This window comes from Stenotrophomonas sp. MYb238 (assembly GCF_009496535.1).
GTDB lineage: Bacteria > Pseudomonadota > Gammaproteobacteria > Xanthomonadales > Xanthomonadaceae > Stenotrophomonas.
Genome location: NZ_WIDL01000017.1, coordinates 26459 through 42065, shown reverse-complemented (window position 1 = coordinate 42065; position 15607 = coordinate 26459). Strand labels below are relative to the sequence as shown.

The 15607-nt window shown below is 71.4% G+C and carries 12 protein-coding genes and 1 pseudogene; 9 read left to right on the top strand and 4 right to left on the bottom strand.

The window, feature by feature from the left end:
• Nucleotides 1-23 precede the first annotated feature (23 nt).
• Nucleotides 24-2741: a DUF2339 domain-containing protein gene (locus tag CQ393_RS12310; RefSeq protein ID WP_153191848.1), complete on the top strand. Its 2718-nt coding sequence runs from the start codon at nt 24-26 to the stop codon at nt 2739-2741.
• The gene (locus CQ393_RS12305) at nt 2738-4123 is read left to right on the top strand and encodes a DUF3999 domain-containing protein (RefSeq protein ID WP_153191847.1); all 1386 of its coding nucleotides are present in this window, start codon (nt 2738-2740) and stop codon (nt 4121-4123) included. Before CQ393_RS12310 ends, CQ393_RS12305 begins: the two co-directional genes overlap by 4 nt.
• A 71-nt stretch (nt 4124-4194) precedes the next feature.
• On the opposite strand, the gene CQ393_RS12300 is transcribed toward CQ393_RS12305, so the two are convergent.
• Nucleotides 4195-4794 carry a GNAT family N-acetyltransferase gene (locus tag CQ393_RS12300; RefSeq protein ID WP_194269665.1) on the bottom strand — a complete coding sequence of 200 codons (600 nt, stop codon included), beginning with the start codon at nt 4792-4794 and terminating at the stop codon, nt 4195-4197.
• 82 nt (nt 4795-4876) lie between these two features.
• Between CQ393_RS12300 and CQ393_RS12295 the strand changes: the two genes are divergently transcribed.
• The 5 genes and pseudogenes from CQ393_RS12295 (at nt 4877) to CQ393_RS12275 (ending at nt 10178) form a co-directional block, all read left to right on the top strand.
• Complete coding sequence (locus CQ393_RS12295) at nt 4877-6055, top strand: phosphoglycerate kinase (protein ID WP_153191845.1); 1179 nt, start codon at nt 4877-4879, stop codon at nt 6053-6055.
• Nucleotides 6052-6696 (top strand): HAD hydrolase-like protein, encoded by a 645-nt coding sequence (locus CQ393_RS12290; RefSeq protein ID WP_343199951.1) that lies wholly within the window; start codon nt 6052-6054, stop codon nt 6694-6696. Before CQ393_RS12295 ends, CQ393_RS12290 begins: the two co-directional genes overlap by 4 nt.
• Before the next feature lie 233 nt (nt 6697-6929).
• A pseudogene (locus tag CQ393_RS12285) lies at nt 6930-7076 on the top strand (HAD family hydrolase); the annotation flags it as partial.
• A 466-nt stretch (nt 7077-7542) separates the two neighbouring features.
• On the top strand, nt 7543-9009 hold the full coding sequence (gene pyk, locus CQ393_RS12280) for a pyruvate kinase (protein WP_153191844.1): 1467 nt from the start codon (nt 7543-7545) through the stop codon (nt 9007-9009).
• A 164-nt stretch (nt 9010-9173) separates the two neighbouring features.
• Nucleotides 9174-10178 (top strand): class I fructose-bisphosphate aldolase, encoded by a 1005-nt coding sequence (locus tag CQ393_RS12275; RefSeq protein ID WP_153191843.1) that lies wholly within the window; start codon nt 9174-9176, stop codon nt 10176-10178.
• A 332-nt stretch (nt 10179-10510) separates the two neighbouring features.
• Here CQ393_RS12275 and CQ393_RS12270 read toward each other — a convergent pair whose 3' ends face one another.
• The 3 genes from CQ393_RS12270 to cysG form a co-directional block, all read right to left on the bottom strand.
• Nucleotides 10511-11092, bottom strand: coding sequence for an O-acetyl-ADP-ribose deacetylase (locus CQ393_RS12270; protein ID WP_153191842.1), 582 nt, complete (start codon nt 11090-11092; stop codon nt 10511-10513).
• Nucleotides 11093-11349: 257 nt separating this feature from the next.
• Nucleotides 11350-12309, bottom strand: coding sequence for a cysteine synthase A (gene cysK, locus CQ393_RS12265; protein ID WP_153191841.1), 960 nt, complete (start codon nt 12307-12309; stop codon nt 11350-11352).
• A gap of 21 nt (nt 12310-12330) precedes the next feature.
• Nucleotides 12331-13794, bottom strand: coding sequence for a siroheme synthase CysG (gene cysG, locus CQ393_RS12260; protein WP_153191840.1), 1464 nt, complete (start codon nt 13792-13794; stop codon nt 12331-12333).
• A 160-nt stretch (nt 13795-13954) separates the two neighbouring features.
• On the opposite strand from cysG, the gene CQ393_RS12255 reads away from it, so the two are divergent.
• Together CQ393_RS12255 and CQ393_RS12250 are read left to right on the top strand one after the other, a co-directional pair.
• Entirely contained in the window at nt 13955-14938 is a 984-nt protein-coding gene (locus CQ393_RS12255; RefSeq protein ID WP_153191839.1) for a LysR family transcriptional regulator, read from the top strand.
• Between the two features lie 184 nt (nt 14939-15122).
• Nucleotides 15123-15560 (top strand): DUF2946 family protein, encoded by a 438-nt coding sequence (locus CQ393_RS12250; RefSeq protein WP_343199950.1) that lies wholly within the window; start codon nt 15123-15125, stop codon nt 15558-15560.
• The last annotated feature ends 47 nt before the right edge of the window (nt 15561-15607 follow it).

Genomic DNA, 15607 nt, shown 5'->3' with positions numbered 1-15607 from the left:
GACGAGGAATGGATGGCGCGTTGATGTTCTTTGGGATGCTGGCTGTCGTGGTGGTGCTGGCGGTGCCGGTGCTGCTGGTCATGGCGCTGGTGTCGGTGTCCTCGCTCAAGCGGCGCGTCGCCGCGCTCGAGGCGTCGCTGGCGTCCGCGCCGGCTGGCGAAGCGGCCCCGTCCCCGGCCGCGGAATGGGGCAACGCCTGGCAGGAACCGTCGCCGCAGGCGGGAGCGTTCGCGCCTTCCGCACCTGAGCCAGAGCCCGAACCCGAACCCGAACCCACGAGGCAGGCGGCCGAGCCGCTTCGGCCCGTGGAAGCACCGCCGTTGCCGCCTCTGCCGGAACCCCTGGCGCCGCCGCCGGCACGCCCCATCCCGGCTTCCGCGCCACGGCCCGAAGCATGGGCGCCGGCAGAGCCCGGTTTCGTCGAGCGCGGCATCGCGCGCGTCAAGCAGTGGTTCACCACCGGCAACGTGCCGGTCAAGGTCGGCATGCTGGTGCTGCTGGCCGGCGTGGCGGCGCTGCTCAAGTACGGCAGCGATGCCGGCTGGTTCAGTTTCCCGCCCGCGTTCCGCCTGGCCGGCATCAGCCTTGCCGCATTGGCCGGACTGGTGTTCGCATGGCGCAAGCGCGAGAGCCACCGTACCTTCGCGCTGGCCTTGCAGGGCGGTGCGATAGGCGTACTGCTGCTGGTGGTGTTCGCCGCGTTCAAGAACCACGGCCTGATCGACGCGCTGCCAGCGTTCGCGATCAGCGTGGTGCTGATCGGCGGGCTGTGCGTGATGGCGGTGCTGCAGGAGTCGCGCACGCTGGCCATCCTCGGCGTGCTGGCCGGGTTCATGGCGCCGGTCTGGCTGTCCGACGGCAGCGGCAACCATGTCGGCCTGTTCTCGTATTACGCGCTGCTCAATGCCGGCATCTTCGCCATCGCCTGGGTGCGGCCGTGGCGCATCCTCAACCTGCTCGGCTTCGCCTTCACCTGGGGCATCGGCACGATCTGGGGCGTGCTGGACTACGCGCCGGCCAAGTTCGCCAGCACCGAGCCGTTCCTGCTGCTGTTCTTCGCGTTCTACCTGCTGCTGCCGCTGCTGTACGCGCGCCGGGCGGCAACGCCGGGCGGCGCGCGCATCGACGGCTGCCTGCTGTTCGGCACGCCGCTGGTGGCGTTCTCGCTGCAGGCCGGCCTGCTGCAGGGCGAGCGCATGCCGCTGGCGCTGTGCGCGCTGGGCGTGGCCGTGCTCTACGCGGTGCTGGCGCGCGCGCTGCTGGGCCGCGAGCGGCTGCGCCTGCTGGCGCAGGGCTACGCGATCCTCGCGGTGGGATTCGCCACGCTGGCGGTGCCGCTGGCGTTGTCGGCCAAGGCCACCGCCTCGGTATTCGCGCTGGAAGGCGCCGGCCTGGTCTGGCTGGGCCTGGTGCAGCAGCGCCGGCTGGCGCGCTGGACCGGCATCGGCCTGCAGCTGGCGGCCGCGTTCGCGCTGGCGGTGGGCATCGACGGCGCCCATGCCGTCCGCGATGGCGTGGAGTTCGCCGTCGCCAACGCCACCTTCATGGGCGCGCTACTGATCGCGCTGGCCGCCTTCACCACCGCGTGGCTGTACCGCGGCGCCGGCAATACGCCGGTGGCGGTGATCGCCTACGCCTGGAGCCTGGCCTGGTGGATGGGCAACGTCGGCACCGAGATCGCGCGTTTCGTGGAGCCGCGCAGCATCCTGCATGGAATGCTGCTGCTGCTGGGCGTCACCGGCTGGATCGCGGCCGAGGTGCACCGGCGCCGGCCGGCCCTGGCGCTGTCGCTGACCACCCTGGGCTGCTTCGTGCTGGCATTCCCGCTGGCCTTCCTGCAGCTCGGGGCGTATGGCCAGCCGTTCGCCGGCCACGGCGCCTGGGCCTGGCCGCTGTTCGCGGCGTTGGGCGTGCGCAGCCTGCTTTGCCTGCGTGCGGCGGGCGATGCCATCGCCGGCGCCGCGCAGTTCGCCTGGTGGCTGCTGTGGCCGACGGTGCTGTCGCTGCTGTCCTGGCATCTGGGCAAGCGCTTCGAACTGGCCGGCGGTTGGGTCGGCATGCTGCTGGCGCTGCCGTGGCTGCTGCTGGCGGCGCTGTCGCTCCGCCGCTGGCACTGGCTGGCGCAGCCGCTGGGCGCGGCGTTCGACCGCTACCGGCCGGTCCTGCAGGCGGCGACCTTCGCGGTGCTGGGCCTGTGGTGGCTGGTATCGCTGGCCAGCGACGGCGCCTCGTTGCCGCTGCCGTGGATCGCGCTGCTCAACCCGCTGGACCTGGCGCAGCTGGCCGTGCTGGTGCTGGCGGCGATGCGGCTGTGGTCGGTCGATGCGCGCTCGCGCCTGGCCGGGCTGCGCCTGGGCCTGCTGCCGCTGGCGGCGCTGGTGCTGGTCAGCACGATCACCCTGCGCGCCGTGCACCATTGGGGCGGCATCGACTGGAACGGCCGGCTGATTGACACCAGCCTGGCGCAGACCAGCCTGACCGTGGTGTGGAGCCTGCTCGGCGTGGTCGGCTGGGTGAGCGGCTCGCGGCGCGGGCAATGGGGGCTGTGGCTGGCCGGGGCGATCCTGATGGCCGTGGTGCTGGCCAAGCTGCTGCTGATCGACCGCGGCAACCTGGGCGACCTGCTGGGCATCGGCGCCTTCATCGCCTATGGGCTGCTGTGCACGCTGGTCGGCTGGCTGGCGCCGGCACCGCCGCGCAAGAGCGGCGACGAGACGCAACACGAGGAAGCTTCCGCATGATCAGACGCTTGTGGTGGATGGCGCTGCTACCGCTGACGGCGCACGCCGCCGACGATTTCGCCAGGCAATGGCCGCTGCAGCCGGCCGGCAAGGCCGGCGCCTACCGTGTCGCCCTGGACGCCGGGGTCTACCGCGCCGCGTACTGGCGCGACCTGCGCGACGTGCAGGTGATCGACGCCGACGGCAGGCCCATGGCCAGCGCGGTGCAGGCCGCGGCCACGCCGATCGCCGGACCGGCGCGCCAGGTGGCGCTGGACTGGTTCGCCTTGCCCGCCAGCGCCGCCAGCGCCGCCACGACGGCGGGCGGGGACCTGAGCGTGGTGGTGCAGCGCGATGCCGGCGGCAACGTGGTGTCGGTGCGCAATACGCTGGGCGCCGCCGGCGCGGCCAAGGGCGATCCGTCGTGGCTGGTGGACCTGGGCCGGCAGGCCGGGCAGGTGCAGGCGCTGCGCGTGGAATGGGAAGGCGAGCCGACGGCGGTGGACCTGGGCTATCGCCTGGAAGGCAGCGACGACCTGCGCCGCTGGCAGGTGCTCGACCCGGAGGTGCGGCTGGTGCGCCTGCACAACCAGGGGCGGCAGCTGAGCAGCGATCGCGTCGCCGTCTCCACGTCGCTGCGTTACCTGCGGCTGGTGCCGCTGCAGCGCGAAGGCGCGCCGCCGCTGCGCGCGCTGCGGGGCGAACTGGCCGGCGATGCGGCCGCGAACGACTGGCAGTGGATCGAGCTGGCCGCTTCCGCGCCCGACGCCACCGCGCCGGCCCGTTTCCGTTACCGGATGCAGGGGCGTTTCCCGGTGCAGCGCGTGGACGTGGCGATGCCGCCCAACACCGCGGTGTCGTGGAATGTTTCCAGCCGCGACGACGACCGCAAGGTGGCCGACGCGGAGCAGGCCTGGCAGGTGCGCGCCAGCGGCTGGAACACCTGGACGCTGCAGGAAGGCGAGCGCAGGCAGGCGTCGGCGCCGCTGGAGCTCGGGCAGGAAACCGGCGACCGCGACTGGCAGCTGCAGGCCGAACCGGCGGTGGCCGGCACGCCGGCGCCGGCCTTGAAGCTGGGCTACCGGCCGGGCAGCGTGGTGTTCCTCGCCCAGGGCCGCGCGCCGTACCTGCTGGTGGCCGGCAATGCGCGCGCCGGCGTGCGCGAGAGCAACCTGGAGCCGATGCTGGCCGCCCTGCGCGCCCGCAACGGCGCGCAGTGGCAGCCGGCGGTCGCCAGCCTTGGCGAGGGCGCGGTACGCGCCGGCGACAAGGCCTATGCGCCGGCGGCGCCGGTGCGCGACTGGAAGAACCTGGTGCTGTGGGCCGTGCTGGTGGCCGGCGCGCTGGCGGTGGCCGGTTTCGCGATGAGCCTGCTGCGCGGCAACCGCCCCGCGAACGATTGAAGCAGATGCTGTCCCGTAGGAGCGACTTCAGTCGCGAAAGGCCTGCCCGCTGATCCGTCCGCACGCGGGATTCAGCCAAGGAAAGCCCCATCGCGCACTGAAGTGCGCTCCTGCGCGCGGTCGGTGAAGTCCCGGCGCAGCAGGCCGTACAGCGCAGTGTCGCCGGGTTCGCCGTTGACGTGCCAGCGTTCGCGCAGCACGCCCTCGCGGACGAAGCCCAGCTTTTCGACCAGCCGGCACGAGGCCTGGTTGCGCGGGTCGATGTCGGCTTCGATCCGGCGCAGTCCCATGTCCTCGAACAGGTGGCGCAGGATCATGCGCAACGCCTCGCTGGCCAGCCCGCGGCCCTGCCAGTGCGGATGCAGGCTGTAGCCGATCTCGGCGCGGCCCTGCTCCAGGTGCATCGCGAACACCGCGCTGGTGCCGATCAGCCGGTCGCTGCGCGTATCGGCGATGGCCCAGACGAACATGTCCAGCTCGCGGCGCTGGCGCTGGATGTCGGCCACCTTGCGTTCGGCCTGCGCCGGCTCGGTCCAGGCCGGGTAGCTCCAGTAGCGCATCACCTGCGGGTCGCTGTGGATGGCGAACAGGGCCGGCGCGTCGTCCCCGCGCACTTCGCGCAGGCGCAGCCGGGGGCTGGACAGCTCGGGTTGCGGCAGGCGGGGCGGCATGCGGTGCACCTCGGGTTTGCCCCGCTTGCGGGGGCGGGCGAGAATCGCGGTTTCCCCACCACCTTCGCGGAGCCGAGCTGCCATGTCCATCGTTCGCATGACCGACCTTGATCTTTCCGGCAAGCGTGTCCTGATCCGGCAAGACCTCAACGTGCCGATCGACGACAACGGCAGGATCACCTCCGAACAGCGCATCACCGCCTCGCTGCCGACGCTGAAGCTGGCGTTGGAAAAGGGCGCCGCCGTGCTGGTGACCTCGCACCTGGGCCGTCCGAAGGAAGGCCAGTGGAGCCAGGCCGATTCGCTGGCGCCGGTGGCCGCGCGCCTGTCCGAGCTGCTGGGCGTGGACGTGCCGCTGGTGCGCGACTGGGTGGATGGCGTCGAGGTCGCGCCGGGCAGCATCGTGCTGCTGGAAAACTGCCGCATGAACGTCGGCGAGGGCAAGGACGACGAGGCCCTGTCGAAGAAGTACGCCGCGCTGTGCGACGTGTTCGTGATGGATGCCTTCGGCACCGCGCACCGCGCGCAGGCCTCGACCCACGGCGTGATCCGTTTCGCTCCGGTCGCCGCCGGCGGTCCGCTGCTGATGGCCGAGCTGGACGCGCTGGACAAGGCGCTGGCCAATCCCGCGCGGCCGCTGCTGGCCATCGTCGCCGGCTCCAAGGTCTCGACCAAGCTGGAACTGCTCTCCAGCCTGGTCGGCAAGGTGGACCAGCTGATCGTCGGCGGCGGCATCGCCAACACCTTCATCGCCGCCGAAGGCCACGGCGTGGGCAAGTCGCTGGTCGAGAACGACCTGCTGGAAACCGCCCGCAACATCGATGCCGCCGCCAGGGCGCGCGGCGCCGAGATCCCGCTGCCGGTCGACGTGGTGGTGGCGCCTGCCTTTGCCGCTGCCGCCCCGGCCACAGTCAAGGCGGTCGATGCAGTGGGCGCCGACGACATGATCTTGGACATCGGCCCGAAGACCGCCGCGCAGTACGCCGGACTGATCGCCAGGGCCGGCACCGTGGTGTGGAACGGTCCGGTCGGCGTGTTCGAGTTCGACGCCTTCGGCAAGGGCACCGAAGCGCTGGCCCGCGCCATCGCCGCATCCAGCGCGTTCTCCATCGCCGGCGGCGGCGACACCCTGGCGGCCGTGGACAAGTACGGCATCGCCAAGGAAGTGAGCTACATCTCCACCGGCGGCGGTGCGTTCCTGGAATTCCTGGAGGGCAAGACCCTGCCGGCGGTGGCGGCGCTGGAGGCCCGCGGCGCGTGAGCCGCGATGTGCTGTTCTTCGATCTCGACGGCACGCTGATCGATTCGGCCGTCGGCATCACCCGCTGCGTGGCGTACGCGCTGGAGAAGATGGAGCAGCCGGTGCCCGGCGATGCCGAACTGCGCAAGTGGATCGGCCCCGCGCTGCGCACCAGCTTCGCCCCGGTGTTCGGCGACGCGCAGCGCGTCGAGCAGGCGGTGGAGCTGTACCGCGAACGTTTCGACCTGCACGGCTGGCTGGAGCACGAGGTCTACGCCGGCATCGGCGAGGTGGTGCGGGGCCTGCATGGCGCCGGCCATCGCCTGGCCGTGGTCACCGCCAAGAACGAGCCGCATGCACGGCGCATCGTCGAGCACCTGCCGTTCGGCGGCTGCTTCGAGGACGTGATCGGCGCGACCGAGGACGGCGCGCGCAGCCACAAGCCGCAACTGATCGCCGAAGCGTTGCAGCGCCTGTCGCTGGCGTCCGCGCAGTGCTGGATGGTCGGCGACCGGCGCATGGACATCGAAGGCGCGCGCCACCACGGCATGCGCAATGTCGGCGTGCTGTGGGGCTTCGGCGGCCGCGAGGAACTGACCGCGGCCGGCGCCGGCGCGCTGGCCTCCACCCCGGCGGAACTGGGACGGCTGCTCTCGCCGTAGGGTCGACGGGCCCCACCCGGGCCTTGCTGGCGTTGCCCACGTGGTCGTCCGGGCAACGCCGCTCTTTCGCATGGACATCGAAGGCGCGCGCGAGGAACTGACCGCGGCTGGCGCCGGCGCGCTGGCCTCCACCCCGGCGGAACTGGGACGGCTGCTCTCGCCGTAGGTCGACGGGCCCCACCCGGGGCCTTGCTGGCGTTGTCCGCGTGGTCGTCCGGGCAACGCCGCTGTTTCGCATGGACATCGAAGGCGCGTGCCACCACGGCATGCGCGATGTCGGCGTGCTGTGGGGCTTCGGCGGCCGCGAGGAACTGACCGCGGCCGGCGCCGGCGCGCTGGCCTCCACCCCGGCGGAACTGGGGCGGCTGCTCTCGCCGTAGGACGCGGGCGGCGCGCCGCGGTGGCTCCACCGCGGGAAGTGCCTGGCTGGGCGATGCTCGGTGCTACGCCCCATCGCGCCAGCCGCGGTTTCTGCAGCACGGGCAATGCCCCGCGCTATGGCTCCGTCGGGAAATCTTCACGGCGGCACAGGCGGGCCTGCGCCGCGGCCCGACGCCGTGGCTGTCGTCGAGGGAAATCCTCACCGGCATGCCCGCGGTGCGGGCCAAGCCGGTGCGATGTCCCGGCTGGCTCCGGCCTGTCCCGCGAAGGCATGCCGGTGCCGTTGCCCTGTCCATGCGTCGCGGCGCCGCAGGACAGCGCCGTGCACCATCGCGGCGCTGTCCGGACACGCTGTCCGTCCTGTCTGCCGGACAGCGTCGAAAGTGTCTTCTGAAATCGTATGCGACATCGTTGTCATGCGCTGGATATGCTAATTTCGGCGGCCTTTCCGGGAGTTTTCGCACCATGATCGAACGCCAGCGCCGCACCAAGATCCTCGCCACCCTCGGACCGGCCACCGATGCGCCGGGCGTGCTCGACGATCTGTTCCGCGCGGGTGTCAACGTGGTGCGGCTGAACTTCTCCCATGGCGATCCGTCCGGCCAGGCCAAGCGCGCCGCCGAAGTGCGCGCCGCCGCCAACCGCGTCGGCGTCGAGGTGGGCATCCTGGCCGACCTGCCGGGCCCGAAGATCCGCATCGAGCGCTTCGCCGAGGGCAAGGTGCAGCTCAAGGCCGGCGACCGCTTCGACCTGATCGCCAAGGCCGATGCGGCGCCCGGCGATGCCACCCAGGTGGGCGTGAGCTACCTCGGCCTGCCGCAGGACGTGGGCCCGGGTGATGTCCTGCTGCTCGATGATGGCCTGATGCAACTGCAGGTGGTCGAGGTGCAGGGCGAGCGCATCGTCAACACCGTGCTCAACGACGGCGTGCTGTCCGACCGCAAGGGCCTGAACAAGCAGGGCGGCGGCCTGTCGCTGGGCGCGCTGACCGAGCGCGACAAGGAACTGATCGGCATCGTGGCGAAGATCGGCGTGGATTTCATCGCCGTCTCGTTCTGCCGCAATGCGCAGGACATGAACGACGCGCGCGCCATCGCCCGCCAGCACGGCTGCGATGCGGCGCTGGTGTCCAAGATCGAGCGCACCGAGGCGATCGAGAACCTGGAGGAGATCGTCGAGGCCAGCGACGTGGTGATGGTCGCGCGCGGCGACCTCGGCGTGGAGATCGGCGATGCCGAACTGCCGGGCCTGCAGAAGAAGATCATCAAGGCCGCGCTGGCGCAGAACAAGGTGGTGATCACCGCCACGCAGATGCTGCAGTCCATGGTCGAAAGCCCGATCCCGACCCGCGCCGAGGTGCTGGACGTGGCCAACTCGGTCATCGACGGCACCGACGCGGTGATGCTGTCGGCCGAAACCGCGGCCGGCGCCTACCCGATCAAGGCGGTCGAGGCGATGGCGCGCATCTGCCTCGGCGCCGAGCGCCAGTTCCAGATCGATACCGATTTCAACGCCTCGCCGCGCAACCTGGAGCGCGCCGACCAGGCCATCGCCATGGCGACGATGTTCCTTTCCCAGCACGTGGGCGTGCGCGCGATCGTGGCGATGACCGAATCCGGCGGCACCGCGCGCTACCTGTCGCGTTTCCGCGCCAAGGCGCCGGTGTTCGCGGTGACCCGCCACGACGGCGCGCGCCGGCAGATGGCGCTGATGCGCGACGTGTTCCCGATCAACTTCGACAGCCGCGGCTTCACCCCGCGCGAGGCCGCGCGCGGCAGCATCCGCCTGCTGGTCGAGGCCGGCCTGCTGCAGGCCGGCGACCGCGTGGTGTTCACCAGCGGCGAGCACATGGAAACCCACGGCGCCACCAACACCCTGCGCCTGCTCGAAGTCGGCAACGACGGCCGCGCCAGCGGACTGGGCGAACTCTGACGAACACGCACGCACGGGCCATCGCGATGGCCCGTGCGTGACCGCAGCGGACAGGCTTTGTCCCGCGGCATGCACTGGAACCGGTTCCAGGCCGTCCTCACGGACGGCCCACGAGTGGCGCGGGCTATAATCCGGGTTTTCCCGCACCCCGTCACAGGAACTTCATGAGCATCGAACTGCTGGCTGAAACCGCACAGGCCATGGTCGCCCCGGGCAAGGGCATCATCGCCATCGACGAATCCACCGGCACGATCGCCAAGCGCTTCGCCAGCGTCGGCATCGAGAACACCGAAGAGAACCGCCGCGCCTACCGCGAGCTGCTGCTGACTACGCCCAAGCTCAACGAGCACATCTCCGGCGCGATCCTGTACGACGAAACCATCCGCCAGTCGACCAGGGACGGCGTGCCGTTCGCCAAGTACATGGCCGACCACGGCATGATCCCGGGCATCAAGGTCGACAAGGGTGCGCATCCGCTGGCCGGCTGCCCCGACGAGCTGGTCACCGAAGGCCTGGACGGCCTGCGCGAGCGCCTGCAGGAGTACTACAGGCTCGGCGCGCGCTTCGCCAAGTGGCGTGCGGTCATCAACATCGGCGAGAGCATCCCGTCGGGCACCTGCATCGAATCCAACGCCCACGCGCTGGCCCGTTACGCCGCGCTGTGCCAGGAATGCGGCCTGGTGCCGATGGTCGAGCCGGAAGTGATCATGGACGGCGACCACGACATCGAAACCTGCTACGAAGTCACCGAGGCGACCCTGCGTTCGCTGTTCGACGCGCTGTACCAGCAGAACGTGCTGCTGGAAGGCACCATCCTGAAGGCCTCGATGGTCATCTCCGGCAAGGACTGCGACGAGCAGGCCGACGTCGAGGAAGTGGCCGAAGCCACGGTGATGTGCCTGAAGTCGGTGGTGCCGGCGATCCTGCCGGGCGTGGTGTTCCTGTCCGGCGGCCAGAGCGACGAGCAGTCCACCGCGCACCTGAACGCGATGAACCAGCTCGACAAGCTGCCGTGGCCGCTGAGCTTCTCCTACGGCCGCGCCATGCAGCAGGCCGCGCTGAAGCTGTGGGCCAAGGACATGAAGGGCAACTACGACGCCGCGCAGAAGACCGTGTACGAGCGCGCCAAGGAGAATGGCCTGGCCGCGCTGGGCAAGTGGGAAGGCTGATCGCCGCCCGCCCGCGATGAACCTGGAAACGCCGGCCTCGTGCCGGCGTTTCCATTTGCGGGGACGATGGCGCCCGCTCCCGGCGTGCCTGCTCCGCATGCGGCGCGAGTTCGAACATTGCTCGCTTGGCCGATGACGTGGCGAAGCGGACAGGCGCGTTGCATTTCCTACGTAGGTGCAGTCGCGATGCGTGCAACCCAAGTGGCACCCGATGCCGGCTGGACAGCAGGCGATTCCGTTGCAGGTCCATGTCTGCCGGCGCATACCGGCCAACGGCCTGCATCCACGGCCATGCGCAGGCGCGCAACCGGCGGCGCGCGGCGCAGCGCCGGCTAGCGCGCGAACGACGGCAGCGGATCGTCCATGGCCGGGAACGCCGGGCTTGCCTGCCCCGCCGCGGCCAGCGCCTGCTGGTAGGCCTTGTAGGTGGCGGTGTTGTAGGCCACCAGGACGATGCGCACCGGCCGCGCATGGCTTTTCTGCCAGGTGACGGTCTCGGTGACGGCGATGGCGGCGGCCTGGTGCATCGGGTAGCCGTAGACGCCGCAGCTGATGGCCGGGAAGGCGATCGACTCCAGCCGCATCTGCTCGGCCAGCCGCAGCGACTGCCAGTAGCAGTTGGCCAGCAGCGCGGCCTCGTCGCGCTGGCCGCCGTGCCAGACCGGGCCGACGGTATGGAAGACGTGGCGCGCCGGCAACGCGTGGCCGGCGGTGGCGCGGACCTCGCCGGTCGGGCAGCGCACGCCCGGGCGCAGTTCCGGCAGGCGCTCGCATTCGGCCAGTAGCCCCGGCCCGGCCGCGCGGTGGATGGCGCCGTCCACGCCGCCGCCGCCGAGCAGGCTCTCGTTGGCCGCGTTGACGATGGCGTCCACGTCGAGGGTGGTGATGTCGCCCTGCCAGATGTCGATGTTCATGTCCGCGATCTTCCCTTGCCGTATATGAGCGAAACGTGACGGATGCACGGCTTGCGTCCGCTCGCGGCAAAGTCTGAGGAGGGGGCGTCTCGGCGGCTGCGACACGCGGCCGGACAGCACGAAGGCCGCGCGGGGCGGCCTTCGTGCCGGGGGAGGAGCAGGGGATGCGAAGCAGACGCAGGGGAGGCAATGGCGGCGGTCCGCGGCGACGGCCGGGGCGTCCCCCGGTCGCGGTGCCGCAGGTCCGGTACCCCGGTTTACGGCAGGCCGGCCAGCCAGTCGTCGTCGCTGCCTTCGTTGATGTCGGCGAACAGCGGGGTGGAGAAGTAGCGCTCGCCGGTGTCCGGCAGCATCGCCAGGATCACCGAGCCGGCCGGGGCCTTGGCGGCCAGGTCCAGCGCGGTGGCGGCGGTGGCGCCGGAGGAGATGCCGACGAAGATGCCTTCCTCGGCGGCCAGCCGGCGCGAGGTCTCGATCGCGCGTTCGTCCTGCACCGAGTACAGCTCGTCGTAGATGTCGCGGTTGAGCACTTCCGGCACGAAGTCCGGGGTCCAGCCCTGGATCTTGTGGGGCTTCCACTCATCGCCCTTGAGCAGCGAGGCGCCGGCCGGTTCGGTGGCGACGATGCGGGTGTCCGGGCGCGCCAGCTTCAGCACTTCGCCGACCCCGGTCAGGGTGCCGCCGGTGCCCCAGCCGCTGACGAAATAGTCCAGGCGCCTGCCGGCGAAGTCGCGCAGGATCTCGGCGGCGGTGGTGTTGCGGTGGTAGGCCGGGTTGGCCGGGTTGGCGAACTGGCTGGCCAGGAACCAGCCGTGTTTGGCGGCCAGTTCCTTGGCCTTCTCGACCATGCCGGTGCCGCGCGCCGCGGCCGGGGTCAGGATCACCTTGGCGCCATAGGCGCGCATGGCCTTGCGGCGTTCGACCGAGAAGGTCTCGGTCATCACCGCGACGAACTTGTAACCGCGCGCGGCGGCGACCATGGCCAGGGCGACGCCGGTGTTGCCGGAAGTGGCCTCGACGATGGTGTCGCCGGGCTTGAGCACGCCGCGCTTCTCGGCGTCGAGCACGATCGCCAGCGCCAGGCGGTCCTTGACCGAGCCGCCGGGGTTGAACGACTCGACCTTGACGTAGACGTCCACGCCGGCCGGCGCCAGGCGGTTGAGCTTGACCACCGGGGTGTTGCCGACGGTATCGAGGATGTTGCTGTAGATGGCCATGGAGATCTCCTGGGAAGGGAATCAGGCGGCGTCGGCCAGTGTGGGCGGCGGCGTCTTTGCGGAAGGTGAGGAGGGGAGTGGGGCGGCCGGCAGGGGCGCCTGGCCGAACCAGTGCAGTTCGTCGGCCAGCGCGGCGACGTCGCCGAGGATCAGCAGCGCCGGCGACTGCACGGCGTGCCGCCCGGCGGCATCGGCCAGGTGCCGCAGCGTGCCGCTGACCACGCGCTGGTCGGCGCGCGAGCCGTTCTCGACCAGCGCGAACGGGGTGGCGGCGGGCAGGCCGGCATCGAGCAGGCGCGCCTGGATCTGCGCCAGCGCGGCCACGCCCATGTAGAACACCAGCGTCTGCCGCGGCGCGGCCAGCGCCGGCCAGTCCAGCGTGTCGAGCGAATCGCGGCAGTGCGCGGTGACCAGGCGCAGCTGCTGGGCATGGTCGCGATGGGTGAGCGGGATGCCGGCGTGCGCGGCGCAGGCCAGCGCCGCGGTGATGCCGGGCACCACCTCGTAGGGAATGCCATGCGCGCGCAGGAACTGCAGCTCCTCGCCGCCGCGGCCGAACACGAAGGCGTCGCCGCCCTTGAGCCGCACCACGCGGCGGCCGGCGCGGGCGTGTTCCAGCATCAGCGCGTGGATGTGCTCCTGGCGGGTGCTGTGGCCGCGCGCCGACTTGCCGACCTCGATGCGCTCGGCATCGCGGCGGGCCAGCTGCAGCACCTCGGCGCTGACCAGGCGGTCGTGGAGGATCACGTCGGCCTGGTTCAGGGCGCGCAGCGCGGCCAGCGTGAGCAGGCCGGGGTCGCCGGAACCGGCGCCGACCAGCACCACCGAGCCGGCGGCGGCCGCTGGTTCGCCGGCCAGGGCCTGTTCCAGGGCGGCCTCGGCCTCGGCCGGCCGGCGCCGGCGCAGCAGCTCCAGCACCGGGCCGTCGAGCAGGCGGTCGAAGAAGCGGCGGCGCGCGCCGGTGTCGGGGAAACGCGCGCGGATGGCCGGGCGACGGCGGCCGGCCAGTTCGGTCAGCTGACCCCAGGCGCCGTCGAACAGTTCTTCCAGGCGGCGGCGGACATGGCGCGCCACCATCGGCGCGGCGCCGCCGCTGGAAACGGCGATCTGCAGCGGGCCGCGTTCGACCACAGCCGGCACGTGGAAGCGCGACAGCTGCGCGTCGTCCACCACGTTCACGAACAAGCGCTGCGCCTCGGCGGCGGTCGCCACCGCGCGGTTGACCACCGGCTCGTCGGTGGCGGCGATCACCAGCCATACGTCCTCGGCCAGCCAGCCCGTGTCGAACAGGCCCGGCAGCCAGTCGATGCGGCCGGCCCCGGCCAGCTCCCGCAGCGCCGGCGACAGCTGCGGCGCGCCGACCCGGGGGCGGGCGCCGGCGTGCAGCAGCGCCTCGACCTTGCGCCCGGCCACCGCGCCGCCGCCGACCACCAATACGGCACGGCCGTTCAGATCGGCGAACAGGGGGAACAGGGGAGCGTCCAAGGCGGTGGGAAGGCGGTGGCGGAAGGGATGCTGACCGTAGCCCCGGCCCCGGAGGCCCGGAAATGACTTGCGCCGCCTGTCAGATTACTTTCGGTTATAAGTGAGCCGGGCAATCTGACCTACAGTCGTCCGTCCCCGCCGAGCCGCCTTCCGACCTCCAATGACCCTGACCCAACTACGCTATCTGGTGGCCATTGCCGATGCCGAGCTCAACATCACGCTGGCGGCCACGCGCGTGCACGCTACCCAGCCGGGCCTGTCCAAGCAGCTCAAGCAGTTGGAGGACGAACTGGGCTTCCTGCTGTTCGTGCGCAAGGGGCGCAGCCTGGAGTCGGTGACGCCGGCCGGCGAGGAGGTGATCTCCCGCGCCCGCCTGGTGCTGGCCGAGGCCAACAACATCCGCACCTACGCGGCCAACCAGCGCCGCGAGAGCCACGGCCAGCTGATCCTGACCACCACCCACACCCAGGCGCGCTTCGTTCTGCCGCCGGCGGTGGCGCGGATCAAGCTGGCCTATCCGCAGGTCAGCGTGCACCTGCAGCAGGCGGCCGAGAGCGACGCGCTGGACCTACTCAGCCAGGGCGACGCCGACATCGCCATCGTCAGCACCGCCGGCGGCGCACCCAGCACCGGCATCGCGGTGCCGCTGTACCGCTGGCGGCGGCTGGTGCTGGTGCCCAAGGGCCACGCGCTGGACCGCGCCGGCAAGGTGCCGGACATGGCCGCGCTGGCCGCGCACCCGCTGATCAGCTACGAATCCTCGACCCGGCCCAGTTCCTCGCTGCGCCGCGCCTTCGCCACGCAGGGGCTGGAGCCGGATCTGGCGCTGACCGCGCTCGACGCCGACCTGATCAAGACCTACGTGCGTACCGGCCTGGGCGTGGGCCTGCTGGCGGAAATGGCGGTCAGCGCCGGCGACAGCGACCTGCGCGCCTGGCCGGCGCCGGCGGCGGTCGCCGAGTGCACCGCCTGGGCGGTGCTGCCGCGCGACCGCGTGCTGCGCGACTACGCGCTGGAACTGGTGCACGTGCTGGCGCCGCAGATCGACAAGCGCGACCTGCGCCGCGTGCTCGACGGCAACCAGGAAGCCGACTGGCCGAGGCCGCCGAGTTGGGAAGAACTGACCCAGACCATCACCAGCTGAGGCGCGGACGCGCACGGTAGGAGCGCACTTCAGTGCGCGATGGAGCATTCCCGGTAGAGCCCCTCGCGCACTGAAGTGCGCTCCTACAGTGCGCTCCTACAGTGCGCGCCCATCGATTTCCCCTTCCTGCCCTGCGGCACTCCGTCGCACCTGAAAGACCGCGGCGGCGCCTTAAAATCGGGGCGTGAACCGATCCCCGCTCCTGCACCGCTGGATGTTGCTGCTCGCGCTGGCGGCCACGCTGCTGATGGCGCTGGCGCCGGTGGTCAGCCGCTGGATGCAGGCCGGGCAGGGTACGCACGCGTCGATGGCGCATGCGATGCCCGCCATGGCGATGCCGGGCGACATGCCGGCCGGGCACCACGCGATGGACGCGCATGCCGGGCATGGGATTGCCGACAGCGCCACAGGCAAGGCGCCCCCGGCCGATCCCCACGCCGCCCATGGCGAGGCCTGCGACTACTGCACCATGGCCTCGCGGCTGCTGCCGTGGCTGGCGGTGCTGCTGGTGCTGGCGCCGCTGCTGTACCGCATCGCGCCGCAGTCGCCGCGCGCCACCGTATTCACCGCCGGCCTGCGCTGGCCGGCACACCCGGCGCGCGGGCCGCCGCTGTTCTCCTGACGACACTCCCCCTTCTTCCCGCCGCCCGCTGCCCTCCGGCAGTACGC